The following is a 14,642-nucleotide window of genomic DNA, read 5'->3' on the forward strand; positions in this document are numbered from 1 at the left end:
GCTCCGGGCGATTTCCTTTAAGACACGAGGATAGCTATGCAACGTGTACCGATGACCGCCAAGGGCGCCAAGGCCCTGCGCGAGGAACTGGAAAAGCTGAAGAAAGAAGATCGTCCGCGGATTTCTGCCGCCATTGCCGAAGCGCGTGAGCACGGTGATTTGAAAGAAAACGCGGAGTACCACGCTGCCCGTGAGCAGCAGGGCTTCTGCGAAGGTCGTATCAATGATATCGAAGGCAAGCTTTCCAACGCCCAGATCATTGATATCACCGAGATTGAAAACACCGGCAAGGTGATCTTCGGTACTACCGTGACGATCCTCGATGTGGATACCGACGAAGAGAAGGTGTACCAGATCGTGGGTGATGACGAAGCCAACATCAAGCTTGGCAAGCTGAGCGTCAACTCCCCCATCGCCCGTGGCCTGATTGGTCGTGAAGAGGGGGATGTGGTGCAGATCGATACTCCCGGTGGCACCCGTGAGTATGAGGTCGACAAGGTCGAGCACATCTGAGTTGCAAGTTGAAAGTTTCAGGGAAAAAGAAAAGGCGACGTTTAACGTCGCCTTTTTTATGCTGCTAGCGTGCGGGGGTGTTCAGGCTTCCTGCCTCATGCTTCTTGATAACGCAGCAGGTTGGACAGCTTGGGGTTGGGCTTTTGGGCGGCGCGGTAGAGAAGGGCAATGTTGCCGATGCGCTGGATCAGCTCGGCGCCACTTTTTTCGCACAGGGCGCTGACGATCTCGGCGCGGTCGTCGCGGGTTTCGGCGTTGACCTTCACCTTGATCAGCTCATGGTCTTCCAGTCGGGCATTCAGTTCGTCGACGAAGGTATCGGTGAGCCCCTTGTCGCCGAATATCAGAATGGCCTTCAGATGATGGCCGATGCGGCGAAGGCGTTTGATGTCCTGAGAGGATAGCGGCACGGTGTGGCTCCAGAATGAATGGTTCAGAGTATTGATGCGCGTATTCTACGGATATGCCCGCTGAAAAGCAGCCGCCAGGGCTGAATTGTCAGGTCAGCCCGGACGATACAAGTGAGGAGAATTCGCAATGGCGAAATCCAGCCGTTCCAAGACCAGCAAGGCCTGGTTGAAGGAGCACTTCAATGACCCCTGGGTGGCCAAGGCCCAGGAGCAGGGTTACCGCTCGCGGGCCAGCTTCAAGCTGCTGGAAATGCACGAGAAGGACAAATTGTTCCGTCCGGGCATGACAGTGCTGGATCTTGGGGCGGCGCCGGGGGGCTGGAGTCAGGTGGCGGGTCAGCTGATTGGCGGCAAGGGCACGGTGATTGCCAGTGACATTCTGGCCATGGATGCCCTGCCGGATGTGACCTTTATTCAGGGGGATTTCCGGGAAGACGAGATTTATGAGCAAATTCTTGCCGCGGTGGGAGATCGTCGCATGGACCTTGTAATGTCGGATATGGCCCCCAATATGAGTGGTAACAGCGGTGTGGATCAGCCGCGGGCCATGTATCTGGCAGAGTTGGCGCTGGAGATGGCAGAGCGGGTGCTGGAACCCAACGGCCAGTTTCTGGTCAAGGTATTCCAGGGCGAGGGTTTCGAGGAGTACCGCAAGGCTCTTCAGTCCCGGTTCCGCAAGGTGGTGACACGCAAGCCGGCGGCAAGCCGGGCTCGCTCCACCGAGGTCTACCAGCTGGCCAGCGGCCTCAAATAGCCGTTAAAAGCCCGTAAAACCCGCGTTTTGCTGTCCGAACCGGCATTACGCAGCCATGAGTAAATGGTGTAAGGTGTAGGTTCGCGAATGTGGCGCTATGGCGCCCGGAACAGATCGAGGTCTCCCTTGAACGACATGACCAAGAATATCGTGCTGTGGCTGGTGATTGCCGGCGTTCTCTATGTAGTAGCGTCCAGCATCAGTAGTCAGCCCAGTAACCCGGACATCCCCTATTCCACTTTTATTTCCAAGGTGGAATCTGGTGGTGTTGAGACTGTTAAAATCGGTGAAAGCAGTATTACCGGTACTTATCGGGATGGTAGTCAGTTCAAGACGGTAAAGCCGCCGACCCTGGATACCAACCTGATGCCCACCTTGATTCAGAACAAGGTGCAGGTTGAAGGTGTCGCGCCTGAGCGTCAGAGCTTCCTCAGGCAGCTGTTCCTGTCGATCCTGCCGATTCTGTTGATCCTGGCCATCTTTATCTTCTTCATGCGCCAGATGCAGGGCGGTGGCAAGGGCGGCGGTGGCCCAATGACCTTCGGCAAGTCCAAGGCCAAGCTGCTCGGCGAAGACCAGATCAAGACCACCTTTGCCGATGTGGCCGGGGTGGAAGAAGCCAAGGAAGAAGTGCAGGAGCTGGTGGAGTTCCTGCGTGATCCTGCCAAGTTCCAGCGTCTGGGCGGCAAGATCCCCCGCGGTGTGCTGATGGTAGGTTCCCCGGGTACCGGTAAGACCCTGCTCGCCAAGGCCATCGCCGGCGAGGCCAAGGTGCCGTTCTTCAGCATCTCCGGTTCCGACTTTGTGGAAATGTTTGTGGGTGTGGGTGCCAGCCGGGTTCGTGACATGTTCGAGCAGGCCAAAAAACATTCCCCCTGCATTATCTTTATCGATGAAATTGACGCCGTGGGCCGCTCCCGTGGCGCTGGCCTGGGCGGTGGTCACGATGAGCGTGAGCAGACCCTGAACCAGCTGCTGGTGGAAATGGACGGTTTCGACGGTAATGAAGGCATCATCGTGATTGCCGCGACCAACCGCCCTGACGTGCTGGATCCCGCGCTGCTGCGCCCCGGCCGTTTTGACCGTCAGGTGACGGTGCCGCTGCCTGACATTCGTGGCCGTGAGCAGGTTCTCAAGGTGCATATGCGTCAGGTGCCCATTGCCGATGATGTGGAGCCCGGCGTGATTGCCCGTGGCACCCCGGGTTTCTCCGGTGCCGATCTGGCCAACCTGGTCAATGAGGCTGCCCTGTTTGCTGCCCGTGCCAACAAGCGCATGGTATCCATGGAAGAGTTCGAGAAAGCCAAGGACAAGATCCTGATGGGCGCGGAACGTCGCTCCATGGTGATGAGCGAAAAGGAAAAGCTGAATACGGCGTATCACGAAGCGGGCCATGCCATTGTTGGCCGGCTGGTGCCGGAACATGATCCGGTCTACAAGGTCAGCATCATTCCCCGTGGCCGAGCCCTGGGTGTGACGATGTACCTGCCGGAAGAGGACAAGTACTCCCAGTCCAAGCGTGGCCTGGAGTCGTCCATCTGTTCCCTGTACGGCGGTCGTCTTGCCGAGGAGATGACGCTGGGTTTTGACGGCGTGACCACCGGTGCTTCCAACGACATCGAGCGTGCCACCAAACTGGCTCGCGCCATGGTGACCAAGTGGGGCCTGAGTGAAAAACTCGGTCCGCTGGCCTATGAAGAAGATGAAGGCGAGGTGTTCCTGGGCAAGCAGATGTCCCAGCGCAAACATGTGTCGGAACAGACGGCTGAAGAGATTGACCGTGAAGTGCGGGCCATCATTGATGACTGCTACAGTCGCGCCAAGGCGATCCTGGAAGAAAACCGCGACAAGCTGGATCTAATGGCCGATGCCTTGATGCAGTATGAAACCATTGATGCCGCCCAGATCGACGACATCATGGAAGGTCACAAGCCGCGTCCGCCCAAGGACTGGCGTGATCAGGGTCCGGGCAACGGTACGGCGGCCTCCGGCGACAAGAAGCCGGGCGACGATGCCATCGGCGGGCCTGCCAACACCCATTGATAGCTCAAGCATGACGCCTGACCCGGGAGACCGGGTCGGGCGTTTTTGCAGCTGGCTGCCGCCGGTGGCCAAAGAAGAATCATGCCGGACCCTGTCACCCCAGAGCAGGGCAGCCGGAATACAGCAGAGAAACCAGCCCAGGATATTTCCCCAATGACCCGGTTACGTTGCGGCACGCGGATGCTGGATCTGTCTTCGCCTGTTGTCATGGGCATCCTGAATGTCACCCCGGATTCCTTCTCGGATGGCGGTCGTTTCAACGAGCGCGATGCGGCCCTGCGTCAGGCTGAGCAGATGCTGGCGGATGGTGCAGCCATCATCGATGTGGGCGGGGAGTCCACCCGCCCCGGTGCGGCACCGGTCAGCGAGCAGGAAGAGCTGGACCGGGTGGTGCCCGTTGTTGAGGCTCTTTGCGGTGAACTGGATGCGCTGGTCTCGGTGGATACCAGTACCGCGTCGGTGATTCGTGACGGCGCGGCAGCAGGGGCAGGCCTGATCAATGATGTACGCGCGCTGCGCCGGCCGGGGGCGCTGGAGGCATCCGTCGCCAGCGGGCTACCGGTTTGCCTGATGCATATGCAGGGCGAACCGGGCAATATGCAGGACAATCCGCAATACGAAGATGTTACCGGGGAAGTGATCGCTTTTTTGCAGGCGCGAATCGATGCCTGTGTCGCGGCGGGCATATCCCGTGACAGCCTGCTGGTGGATCCGGGCTTCGGGTTTGCCAAGTCGGTGAATCACAATCTGGTACTGATGCGGGAAATGGCCGCGTTGCAGAGTCTGGATTTGCCTGTTTTGATCGGTGTTTCGCGCAAATCCTTGTTTGGCAAGGTGCTGGGCCGAGAAGTGAATGAGCGGCTGCCCGCCAGTCTGGCAGCGGCAGTAATGTGTGTGGAGCGCGGTGCAAAGATTGTCCGTGCTCACGATGTACAGGAAACCGTGGACGCAGTGCGCTTTGCTCATGCGGTTCGCGAGTCGCACAAGGAGTCATCATGACGCGTAAATATTTTGGTACCGATGGTGTGCGTGGCACGGTGGGACAGTTTCCGATTACCCCGGATTTTGTCCTCAAGCTGGGCTGGGCGGCAGGCAAGGTGCTGGCTTCCCATGGTGGCAGCAAAATTCTCATCGGCAAGGACACCCGCATTTCCGGGTATATGTTTGAATCTGCCCTGGAGGCAGGGATCTCTGCCGCGGGGGTGGATGTGCGCTTGCTGGGTCCGCTGCCGACGCCGGGGATTGCCTATCTGACCCGGACGTTGTCGGCCCAGGCGGGTATTGTGATCTCGGCTTCTCACAATGCCTACACCGATAATGGCATCAAGTTTTTTGGTGCCGATGGCCGCAAGCTGAACGACGAAATCGAGCAGGAAATTGAAAGGCTGCTGGACGAAGAAATGTCCGTGGTGGCCACCGACCAGATTGGCAAGGTGCGTCGTATTGATGATGCCCGTGGCCGTTATATTGAATTCTGCAAGAGCACGGCGCCGGGACTGGATCTGCATGGCATGAAGATTGTGGTAGATACGGCCAATGGCGCGGCCTACCACATTGCCCCGGATGTGTTCGAAGAGCTGGGGGCCGAGGTGGTGGCCATGGCCAACCAGCCGGATGGTTTCAACATTAATCGCGATTGCGGCTCGACTCACCCGGCGCTCCTGCAGCAGCGTGTTATTGATGAGAAGGCCGATCTGGGGATTGCCCTGGATGGCGATGCGGACCGTCTGATCATGGTGGATCACACGGGCAAGCTGATTGATGGTGATCAGCTGCTCTATGTGGTTGCCCGTGATCGCAAGGAAACCGGGGCGCAGGTCTCCGGTGTGGTGGGTACGCTGATGTCCAATTTCGGCCTGGAGCTGGCGCTGCAGGAGCTGGGTGTGGAGTTCGTGCGCGCCAAAGTCGGTGACCGTTATGTCATGGAGCAGCTGGATCAGCGCGGGTGGCTGATTGGCGGCGAATCTTCCGGCCATCTGGTTTGTCTGGATCGCACTTCAACCGGTGATGGCACGGTGTCTGCCTTGCAGGTGCTGGCGGCCCTGGCGCGTCGCAAGGTGTCCCTGGCAGAAGCCGTGGCTGACGTGGCGCTGTTGCCGCAAACCATGATCAACGTGCGCGGTGCCAATCGCGATGGCTTTGAAGGTCTCCCTGAAGTGAAGGCGGCCATGGCCGAAGTGGAAAAAGAGCTGGCCGGCAGCGGTCGTATTCTGTTGCGTCCCTCCGGCACCGAGCCACTTGTTCGTGTCATGGTTGAAGGCAAGGATCCGCAGCAGGTGGAAACGCTCTGCCGACAGCTGGCAGACGTGGTGGAAAAGGCCATCGCATAATGCACCTGATGTCCGGCGCTGCAAGAGATGGCGGCTCACGAAGGGCGTGGCAGTTTCAGATTTAAGGAAAGGAAAATGAGTCAAAGAAAGCCGCTTGTGGCCGGTAACTGGAAAATGAATGGCAACCAGGCGCTGCTTGGTGAGATTGCCGGGTCGCTGGTGAGTTATCAGGGCGGGGCTGATGTGGTGGTTTGTCCGCCGTTTCCCTATCTGGCGGCTGCCAGGGCAGCATTGCCGGGCAACGTGCAGGTGGGTGCGCAGAATCTCAGCGACCAGCAGGACGGCGCGTTTACCGGAGAGGTGGGCGCAGCCATGCTGTCTGAGGTGGGCTGTGGCTATGTGATCATTGGGCATTCCGAGCGCCGGGCGCTTTACGGCGAGGACGATGCGCTGGTGGCGGCGAAATTTGCCCGTGCCCAGGCCGCCGGGTTGGTGCCGATTCTCTGTGTGGGGGAAACCCTGGAGGAGCGTGAAGCCGGCAATACCGAGGCGGTGGTCTGTGGTCAGTTGTTAGCGGTGGTGGATGCGGTGGGTATTGATGCATTTGCCTCTGCGGTAATCGCCTACGAGCCGGTTTGGGCCATTGGTACCGGTAAGACCGCCAGTCCCGAACAGGCCCAGGATGTGCACGCAACCCTGCGAGCCACGCTGGCGGAAAAGAGCCCGAATATTGCCAGTTCGACACGCTTGCTTTACGGCGGCAGTGTAAAGGCGGATAATGCCGCCCTTCTGTTTTCCCAGTCAGACATCGATGGTGGTCTGATTGGCGGTGCGTCACTGACCGCCGACAGTTTTCTCGCTATTTGCCAGGCGGCGAAATAGCGGACCAGTGACCCAGTTAATGAAGAAATAATAGAGTAACTATGGATATTGTCGTTCACGTAGTGCACATCCTGGCGGCCCTTGGCCTGATTGGTCTGGTGCTGATTCAGCACGGTAAGGGCGCTGATGCGGGTGCATCCTTCGGTGGTGGCGCCTCCCAGAGCGTATTTGGCAGCGCCGGTTCCGCCAACTTCCTGACTCGCGCCACGGCAGTGCTTGCTGCTCTGTTCTTCGTGACCAGCCTGGTGCTGGCATGGATGGCCCGCCAGGAGGCCAATGGCGCCAACGTCTACCTGCCTGAGCTGGAAACCATCGAAGAGCAGGCCGAAGTGCCGGTATCGGCGGACCAGGCTGAGGTTCCTGCGGTGCAGACCGAGGTGCCGGAAGCACCTGCGGAAACAAATTCTGAAAAAGAAGTTTCAGAAGTGCCGCAAGCTGATGTAGAATCCGCGTCCCCGGTTGAGGTGCCTCAGCCGGAGCAGCAGTAAGCGTTCTTTGCCGAAGTGGTGGAATTGGTAGACACGCTATCTTGAGGGGGTAGTGAGCTTCGCTCGTGCCGGTTCAAGTCCGGCCTTCGGCACCAATTTGGACAAGGTGACCGACAGCTAGAGAGCTGTGGGGTTATCTGGTTGAAAATGCATCAGGTTCAGTGGCTTTTCCTGATGCTAAGGTTTCGAAAAATAAAACATTTTTCCGAAACCGCCTTGACAGCGCAGTGCTCCATAAGTAGTATTTGCGCTCTCGGATTTGAGGTGATTGCAGAGATCAGACGCTGCATTCACCGATTCAGGTTTTGCCTGAATCGACAGCCCGGTGCGAAGGGCTTTAAAGGGCACAAGGTTTATTGCGGGGTGGAGCAGTCTGGTAGCTCGTCGGGCTCATAACCCGAAGGTCGTAGGTTCAAATCCTGCCCCCGCTACCACTTAGAGGAGTCGGCTCCGGTCGGCTCAAAGCGGACAAAAAGCCCCTCTAGCAGGGGCTTTTTGTTATCCGCTTTAGTGGAATGGGCGGTGGATATGCGGTCGATTGCATGTTTTCCTTGCGGTCGCCTGTGATGTCTCCAGGCCCATTTTTTGTTTGTACCTGAAGCAGATCTTCAGGAGTAATGTCAGGACAGTATGTCGAAACGCGCAGAACAGTTAACGGAGCTGCTGGCTCCGGTAGTGGAAGATCTAGGCTTCGTGCTTTGGGGATTGGAATATATCCAGGGGCGCGGGGCTGTTTTGCGTGTGTATATCGACCATGCGGAAGGCATTACGGTAGATAACTGTGCGGCGGTGAGTCACGAGATCAGCGGCGTGCTGGATGTGGAAGATCCGATTCCGGGTGAATACAACCTGGAAGTGTCCTCTCCGGGGATGGATCGACCCATGTTCGAAGTTACGCAATATGTCGATTACATCGGGGAGGACGTCCAGCTGAAGTTGCTGGCGCCGGTGGCCGGCAAGCGTAAAATGACGGCGGCCATTGTGGCCGTAGACGGCGAAACGCTGGTGGTGGAGCTGGATGGCGACACCCTGCGTATTCCTTACAGTCAGGTAGATCGTGCCCGGTTGCAGCCCCGCTTCGACTGAGCACGCCCTGGAAACTTTGTCTTTGTAAAGGCCTGGCCATGAACAAAGAGATCCTGCTGGTAGCGGAAACGGTATCAAACGAAAAAGGCGTCAGCCGCGATGTGATTTTTGAGGCCATCGAGCTGGCCCTGGCTGCTGCTACGAAAAAACGTTTTAAGGAAGAGGACGTGGAAATCCGCGTGGATATCGATCGTGTATCCGGCGAATCCCGTACTTTCCGTGTCTGGCATGTGGTGCCTGATGAAGACCTCTATGAGTTCGGCAAGCAGCTGACTCTGGATGAGGCTCATGAGCAGGATACCTCGCTGCAGATCGGCGATACCTGGGAAGAGGAAATTGAATCCGAAGCCTTTGGTCGTATCGCTGCGCAAACTGCCAAGCAGGTTATCGTGCAGAAGGTGCGCGAAGCCGAGCGTCGTCAGATTATCGAAGAATACCGTGATCGCATCGGCGACCTGGTCAGCGGTACGGTCAAGAAGGCCAGCCGTGATTCCATCGTGCTGGATCTGGGCGGTAACGCTGAGGCCCTGATTACTCGCGAGCACATGATTCCGCGTGAGGCGGTACGTCAGAATGATCGCATTCGTGCCTACCTGTTAGGTGTGAATGAAGAAAACCGTGGCCCGCAGCTGTTCGCCAGCCGCGCTTGCCCGGACATGCTGATCGAACTGTTCAAGATCGAAGTGCCGGAAATTGGCGAAGAGCTGATTGAGATCAAGGGCGCTGCCCGGGATCCGGGTTCCCGTGCCAAGATCGCGGTTAAGACCAACGATCAGCGAATCGATCCGGTGGGGGCTTGTGTGGGTATGCGCGGTGCGCGTGTCCAGGCGGTCTCCAATGAGCTGGCCGGTGAGCGTATCGACATTGTGCTGTGGGACGACAATCCTGCCCAGCTGGTGATCAATGCCATGCAGCCGGCAGAAGTGGCCTCCATCGTAATGGATGAAGAAAGTCACTCCATGGATATCGCCGTGGAAGATGAGTCTGCCCTGGCTCAAGCCATTGGCCGCAGCGGTCAGAACATTCGCCTTGCTTCCGAGCTGACTGGCTGGGAACTGAATGTTATGACTCTCGACGATGCCGAGAGCAAGCAGCAGGAAGAAGCCGCCCAGGCCCTGGAAACGTTCATGAATGACCTGGACGTTGACGAAGATGTGGCGGGCATTCTGGTCGATGAAGGCTTCTCCACACTGGAAGAAGTCGCTTACGTACCGGAAGAGGAAATGCTGGCCATCGACGGTTTTGACGAAGATATCGTCGAAGCCCTGCGTCAGCGCGCCAAGGATGTGTTGTTGACCAAGGCGCTGGTTTCCGAAGAAAAGTTTGAAAACGCAGAGCCTGCGGAAGACCTTCTGAATATGGAAGGCATGGACCGTGACCTGGCTGTAGAGCTGGCTTCCCGTGGCATCGCCACCATGGAAGACCTTGCCGAGCAGGCAGTGGACGATCTGCTTGAAATTGAAGGCTTGAACGAAGAGCGTGCTGCCCAGTTGATCATGACTGCGCGAGCCCCCTGGTTCGAGAACGAAGACGGGGAGTAACGGCCCCTTTTCAGGCTGGCCCGCCTTCGCAGGCACCCACTGAAGTACTGCAGTTTCTCTGCAGGGTATGGGAAGGGCGCTAGTTGCCCTTTTCCGGCATTTTGGCATTGGCCAAAATGCATACAGACAGCTTGGCCGGCGTGCAGCCGGCCAAAGTGGCCAACCGCATTGGCGGTGGCCCAGGCTATAACCATAGCCTGCAAGAGACGCGGACAGGAGAGTGTTGCTGACATGGCAGAAACGACCGTAAAGAAACTGGCCGAAACAGTAGGAATGCCCGTTGAGAAGCTGCTTTCTCAAATGAAAGAAGCGGGTTTGCCTCATGGCGACGCCAGCGAAGAGGTCTCCGGTGAGCAGAAACAACAGCTGCTGGCTCACCTGCGCAAGTCACATGGTGCCAAGACTGACGACGCCAAAAAAATCACCCTCAAGCGCAAGTCCACCAGCACCATCAAGACCACCGGTGCAGCGGGCAAGGCCAAGACAGTAAACGTGGAAGTGCGCAAGAAGCGCACCTATGTGAAGCGTGAAGTTCTGGAAGCCGAAGAGCGCGAAGAGGCAGAACGCAAGGCGGCCGAAGAGGCAGCTCTGCAGGCAGAGCAGGCCAAGCGTGAAGCTGAAGAAGCGGTGAAGCGTCAGGCGGAAGAAGAAGCTGCTCGCAAGAAAGAGGAAGAGGCCAAGGCTGCTGCCGAGGTAGGCCGCAAGGTTGCCGAAGAGAAGGCGGCTGAAGAAAAGGCCAAGCGTGTTGCTGTGCCCAAGGCTGCAACCGCGAAGAAGCCGGCCAAAGAAGAGACGCCGGAAGAAAAAGCCAAGCGTGAAGAAGAAGAGCGCAAGCAGCGAGAGGCTGAAGAAGCCCGTCGCAAGCAGGAATCTGAAGCTCGCAAGAAAGCGGAAGAAGAAGCCGCTCGTCGTACCGCCGAAGAAGCCGCACGTATTGCTGCCGAACTCGAGAAGCGTGGCGACCAGCCCGAGAAAAAGGCTGAAGAAGAAGTCGATGACGGTTCGTCCATCGTGGTGGCGGCCCAGGAAGCCAGCTATCAGCGAGAAGAACGTCAGTCTCGCCGTCGCCGTCGCAAGCCGAAGTCATCAGGTGTTGCTCATGGTCAGATGAAGAGCTCCATGAACAAGGCCCATGGTTTCAAGGCGCCGACGGAAAAGAAAATTATGGAAGTGGAAGTACCGGAAACCATCACTGTGGGTGATCTGGCTCAGCGCTTGAACATCAAGTCCAAGGAGCTGATCAAGTCCCTGATGAAGATGGGCGAGATGGCCACTGTGAATCAACTGATCGACCAGGAAACCGCCATCCTGCTGGTAGAGGAAATGGGCCACAAGGCCGTTGCCGGCAAGGGTGAGGAAGAGGTGCTGGAAGATCACCTGGCCGACATGGTTAACCGTGATGGTGCCGAGCTTGCTGACCGCGCGCCGGTAGTGACCATCATGGGGCATGTTGACCACGGTAAAACCTCCCTGCTGGATTACATCCGTAAGGCCAAGGTGGCCTCCGGGGAAGCCGGTGGTATTACCCAGCACATCGGTGCCTACCACGTAGAACACGAGAAAGGCATGATCACCTTCCTCGACACCCCTGGCCACGCCGCCTTTACCGCCATGCGAGCCCGTGGTGCCAAGGCCACTGATATTGTGGTGATCGTGGTCGCTGCAGATGACGGCATGATGCCGCAGACCGAAGAGGCAATTAACCACGCCAAGGCCTCCGGTGTGCCGATCATCATCGCGGTGAACAAGATCGATAAAGAGCAGGCTGATCCGGACCGTGTGCGTACCGAACTGGCTGCCAAAGAAGTTATCCCGGAAGAGTGGGGCGGCGAGCACCAGTTCATTAATGTGTCTGCGCATTCTGGCGAGGGCGTTGATGATCTGCTGGATTCCATTCTGGTTCAGTCTGAACTGATGGAGCTGAAAGCTCCGGCTCATGGCCCGGCAACCGGTGTGGTCATCGAATCCCGCATCGAGAAAGGTCGCGGTACCGTGGCGTCCATTCTGATCCAGGGCGGTGAACTGAATATTGGTGACATGCTGCTGGCGGGTGCCCACTTCGGTCGCGTTCGCGCCATGATCGATGAAAACGGCAAGCCGATTAAGAAAGCCGGCCCGTCCATCCCGCTGGAAGTGTTGGGTCTGGATGGCGCACCGGAAGCCGGTGAGCAGGTTCAGGTGGTATCTGATGAGCGTAAGGCCCGTGAAGTTGCCGAGTTCCGTCAGGATCGCGATCGCGATGTGAAGCTCAAGCGTCAGCAGGCTTCCAAGCTGGAAAACCTGTTTGCCAACATGGGCAGCGCTGAAGCCAGCACAGTGAACATCGTGCTGAAAACCGACGTGCGTGGTTCCCTGGAAGCTCTCACCGGTGCCCTGACCGATCTGGGTACTGACGAAGTGAAGGTGAACCTGGTATCCGTGGGTGTTGGCGCGATCAACGAATCCGATGTGAACCTGGCCATGACCAGTGAAGCGGTACTGCTGGGCTTCAATGTCCGTGCCGATACCAAGGCCAAGAAATTGTGTGAGCAGGAAGGTATCGACCTGCGCTACTACAGCGTGATCTACGAGCTGATCGACGATGTGAAGCAGGCCATGAGTGGTTTGCTGGCACCGGAGAAGCGCGAAGAGATCCTGGGTACTGCCCAGGTGCGCGACGTGTTCCGTTCCTCCAAGTTCGGTGCTGTGGCCGGCTGTATGGTTATCGAAGGTACCCTGTACCGCAACCGTCCGATCCGCGTTCTGCGCGACGATGTGGTGGTCTTCGAAGGTGAGCTGGAATCCCTGCGTCGTTTCAAGGACGACGTGGCCGAAGTTCGCAACGGCATGGAATGTGGTATCGCCGTGAAGAGCTACAACGACGTGAAAGAAGGCGACAAGATCGAAGTCTTCGAAGTGAAGGAGGTGGCGCGCTCCCTGTAAGGGGCGTGCCCAGCCAGATTAGCCATGAGTCGTCATCGTCGCCCCCAGGGGTTTAACCGCACAGACCGGATTGCCGATCAGATCCAGCGCGAGCTGTCCCGTCTGCTGCAGTTTGAGATGAAAGACCCACGGGTCAATCTGGCCACCATTCAGGATGTAACGGTCTCCCGCGATCTTTCCTACGCGGAGGTCTATTTCACCTTGCTGGGTAAAGGCGAGGAAGAGGGTGCCGAGGCAGAGAAGGTGCTGGAAAAAGCCAGTGGTTTCCTGCGTAGCAGCCTGGCCCAGAGCCTCAATACCCGAACCACCCCCAAATTGCGTTTCCACTACGACATGACTCCGGAGCATGCCGCGCAGATTTCCCGTCTTATTGACGACGCGCGTGCGGAAGACCGCGAGCTGGGTCTGGACAACGACGAACCCGAGCAGGAATAACGGAGCACTCAGGTGGCAAAACGTCGTCCCCGTGGCCGCGATCTCAGCGGCATTCTGTTGTTGGATAAAGTCGGCGGCGTGAGCAGCAATGGCGCCTTGCAGATGGCCAAGAAAATGTTTGCGGCCGCCAAGGCGGGGCACACCGGCAGCCTGGATCCCCTGGCCACCGGCATGTTGCCGATCTGTTTCGGTGAAGCGACCAAGTTCAGTCAGTTTCTGCTGGAATCGGACAAGAGTTACCGTGTGACCGCCAAGTTGGGTGTTACCACGGAAACCGGCGATGCAGACGGTGACGTGGTCAAAACCACCGAAGTGACGGCGTCTGCCGCCGACATCGAGGCCGCGCTGATGTCCTTTATGGGGGATATTCAGCAGATCCCCAGCATGTATTCGGCCATCAAGCATGAGGGTGTGCCCCTCTACAAGCTGGCCCGCGAGGGCAAGACCGTGGAGCGCAAGCCGCGGGCGGTGACTATTTATGATATCCGGATCCTGCGCATAGAAGGTGATGAGCTGGAATTCGAGGTGGATTGCTCCAAGGGCACCTATGTGCGCTCCCTGGTGGAAGACACCGGCGAAAAGCTGGGTTGTGGCGGTCATGTGACGGTGCTGCGCCGCCTGTCGGCAGGCCCTTACCCGGCGGAACGCATGCTGACCCTAGAGCAGCTGGGTGAGATCAAGGAGAAAGGTGGCTTCGAGGCAATCGACGAACTGCTCTTGCCTTTATCCACCAGCGTGGCAGACTGGCCGCGCGTTGAACTGGGTGACAATGCTGCCTACTACATTCAGCAGGGTCAGCCAGTGATGGCCTCGGATCGTCCTGCGGACGGCTGGGTCAGTGTTTATCAGGCCTCCACGGATACCTTTCTGGGTGTCGGTGAGGTGTTGGAAGACGGGCGAATCGCGCCGCGTCGACTGGTTTCAAGCCAGGCTATCTGCGGGTAGCACGGCCTGGAAGTAACGACGGCAGCTATAAATATGCATGGCTGGCCGTGACATTCATTGTGCATATTGGAGAAACATCATGGCGTTGAGCGCTGAACAGAAAGCTGAGATCCTGAAAGAGCACGGCCAGAAAGAAGGCGATACCGGTTCTCCGGAAGTGCAGGTTGCCCTGCTGACCGCCAACATCAATGGTCTGCAAGGTCACTTCAAGGACCACAAGAAGGATCACCACAGCCGTCGCGGCCTGATCCGCATGGTAAACCAGCGTCGTAAGCTGCTGGACTACCTGGCCAAGAAAGACCGCACCCGTTACCTGCAGCTGATCGAGAAGCTGGGTCTGCGTCGTTAAGATG

General features: G+C 57.8%; 14 protein-coding genes and 2 tRNA genes. 15 read left to right on the plus strand and 1 reads right to left on the minus strand.

The window, feature by feature from the left end:
• Positions 1-36: 36 nt before the first annotated feature.
• Positions 37-513 carry a transcription elongation factor GreA gene (gene greA / locus GQF00_RS15575; protein ID WP_161320126.1) on the plus strand — a complete coding sequence of 159 codons (477 nt, stop codon included), beginning with the start codon at positions 37-39 and terminating at the stop codon, positions 511-513.
• 95 nt (positions 514-608) lie between these two features.
• Here the strand turns inward: greA and GQF00_RS15580 are convergent, their stop codons facing one another.
• A complete protein-coding gene (locus tag GQF00_RS15580) occupies positions 609-923 on the minus strand; it encodes a YhbY family RNA-binding protein (RefSeq protein WP_161320128.1) in 315 nt (104 codons plus the stop codon).
• Positions 924-1,050: 127 nt separating this feature from the next.
• On the opposite strand from GQF00_RS15580, the gene rlmE reads away from it, so the two are divergent.
• From rlmE to rpsO, 14 genes are all read left to right on the plus strand, one after another.
• Positions 1,051-1,677 (plus strand): 23S rRNA (uridine(2552)-2'-O)-methyltransferase RlmE, encoded by a 627-nt coding sequence (gene rlmE, locus GQF00_RS15585; RefSeq protein ID WP_161320130.1) that lies wholly within the window; start codon positions 1,051-1,053, stop codon positions 1,675-1,677.
• 135 nt (positions 1,678-1,812) lie between these two features.
• Entirely contained in the window at positions 1,813-3,720 is a 1,908-nt protein-coding gene (ftsH, locus tag GQF00_RS15590; RefSeq protein WP_161320131.1) for an ATP-dependent zinc metalloprotease FtsH, read from the plus strand.
• Positions 3,721-3,873: 153 nt separating this feature from the next.
• Complete coding sequence (gene folP / locus GQF00_RS15595; RefSeq protein WP_237440574.1) at positions 3,874-4,719, plus strand: dihydropteroate synthase; 846 nt, start codon at positions 3,874-3,876, stop codon at positions 4,717-4,719.
• Entirely contained in the window at positions 4,716-6,050 is a 1,335-nt protein-coding gene (glmM, locus tag GQF00_RS15600; protein ID WP_161320133.1) for a phosphoglucosamine mutase, read from the plus strand. The genes folP and glmM overlap by 4 nt, the downstream gene beginning before the upstream one ends.
• Positions 6,051-6,125: 75 nt before the next feature.
• On the plus strand, positions 6,126-6,872 hold the full coding sequence (gene tpiA / locus GQF00_RS15605; RefSeq protein WP_161320135.1) for a triose-phosphate isomerase: 747 nt from the start codon (positions 6,126-6,128) through the stop codon (positions 6,870-6,872).
• Positions 6,873-6,913: 41 nt separating this feature from the next.
• Positions 6,914-7,360 (plus strand): preprotein translocase subunit SecG, encoded by a 447-nt coding sequence (secG, locus tag GQF00_RS15610; protein WP_161320137.1) that lies wholly within the window; start codon positions 6,914-6,916, stop codon positions 7,358-7,360.
• Between the two features lie 9 nt (positions 7,361-7,369).
• A tRNA-Leu gene (locus GQF00_RS15615) sits at positions 7,370-7,455 on the plus strand.
• 262 nt (positions 7,456-7,717) lie between these two features.
• Positions 7,718-7,794: transfer RNA gene (locus GQF00_RS15620), tRNA-Met, on the plus strand.
• Between the two features lie 196 nt (positions 7,795-7,990).
• Entirely contained in the window at positions 7,991-8,446 is a 456-nt protein-coding gene (gene rimP, locus GQF00_RS15625; protein ID WP_161320139.1) for a ribosome maturation factor RimP, read from the plus strand.
• A 38-nt stretch (positions 8,447-8,484) separates the two neighbouring features.
• Complete coding sequence (gene nusA / locus GQF00_RS15630) at positions 8,485-9,987, plus strand: transcription termination factor NusA (protein ID WP_161320141.1); 1,503 nt, start codon at positions 8,485-8,487, stop codon at positions 9,985-9,987.
• Positions 9,988-10,218: 231 nt separating this feature from the next.
• Entirely contained in the window at positions 10,219-12,909 is a 2,691-nt protein-coding gene (infB, locus tag GQF00_RS15635; protein WP_161320143.1) for a translation initiation factor IF-2, read from the plus strand.
• 24 nt (positions 12,910-12,933) lie between these two features.
• Positions 12,934-13,344 carry a 30S ribosome-binding factor RbfA gene (rbfA, locus tag GQF00_RS15640; RefSeq protein ID WP_161320145.1) on the plus strand — a complete coding sequence of 137 codons (411 nt, stop codon included), beginning with the start codon at positions 12,934-12,936 and terminating at the stop codon, positions 13,342-13,344.
• A gap of 12 nt (positions 13,345-13,356) precedes the next feature.
• Positions 13,357-14,289, plus strand: coding sequence for a tRNA pseudouridine(55) synthase TruB (gene truB / locus GQF00_RS15645; RefSeq protein ID WP_161320146.1), 933 nt, complete (start codon positions 13,357-13,359; stop codon positions 14,287-14,289).
• A gap of 79 nt (positions 14,290-14,368) precedes the next feature.
• Positions 14,369-14,638 (plus strand): 30S ribosomal protein S15, encoded by a 270-nt coding sequence (rpsO, locus tag GQF00_RS15650; RefSeq protein ID WP_153498448.1) that lies wholly within the window; start codon positions 14,369-14,371, stop codon positions 14,636-14,638.
• Positions 14,639-14,642 lie beyond the last annotated feature (4 nt).

The sequence above is a fragment of the Alcanivorax sp. DP30 genome, assembly GCF_009882945.1.
In the GTDB taxonomy this organism is placed as follows: Bacteria; Pseudomonadota; Gammaproteobacteria; order Pseudomonadales; family Alcanivoracaceae; genus Alcanivorax.

Bases quoted from the DNA above. Each gene is read 5' to 3' on its own strand.
- greA (WP_161320126.1), top strand. From the start codon at position 37: ATGCAACGTGTACCGATGACCGCCAAGGGCGCCAAGGCCCTGCGCGAG.
- rlmE (WP_161320130.1), top strand. From the start codon at position 1,051: ATGGCGAAATCCAGCCGTTCCAAGACCAGCAAGGCCTGGTTGAAGGAG.
- ftsH (WP_161320131.1), top strand. From the start codon at position 1,813: ATGACCAAGAATATCGTGCTGTGGCTGGTGATTGCCGGCGTTCTCTAT.
- folP (WP_237440574.1), top strand. From the start codon at position 3,874: ATGACCCGGTTACGTTGCGGCACGCGGATGCTGGATCTGTCTTCGCCT.
- glmM (WP_161320133.1), top strand. From the start codon at position 4,716: ATGACGCGTAAATATTTTGGTACCGATGGTGTGCGTGGCACGGTGGGA.
- tpiA (WP_161320135.1), top strand. From the start codon at position 6,126: ATGAGTCAAAGAAAGCCGCTTGTGGCCGGTAACTGGAAAATGAATGGC.
- secG (WP_161320137.1), top strand. From the start codon at position 6,914: ATGGATATTGTCGTTCACGTAGTGCACATCCTGGCGGCCCTTGGCCTG.
- rimP (WP_161320139.1), top strand. From the start codon at position 7,991: ATGTCGAAACGCGCAGAACAGTTAACGGAGCTGCTGGCTCCGGTAGTG.
- nusA (WP_161320141.1), top strand. From the start codon at position 8,485: ATGAACAAAGAGATCCTGCTGGTAGCGGAAACGGTATCAAACGAAAAA.
- infB (WP_161320143.1), top strand. From the start codon at position 10,219: ATGGCAGAAACGACCGTAAAGAAACTGGCCGAAACAGTAGGAATGCCC.
- rbfA (WP_161320145.1), top strand. From the start codon at position 12,934: ATGAGTCGTCATCGTCGCCCCCAGGGGTTTAACCGCACAGACCGGATT.
- rpsO (WP_153498448.1), top strand. From the start codon at position 14,369: ATGGCGTTGAGCGCTGAACAGAAAGCTGAGATCCTGAAAGAGCACGGC.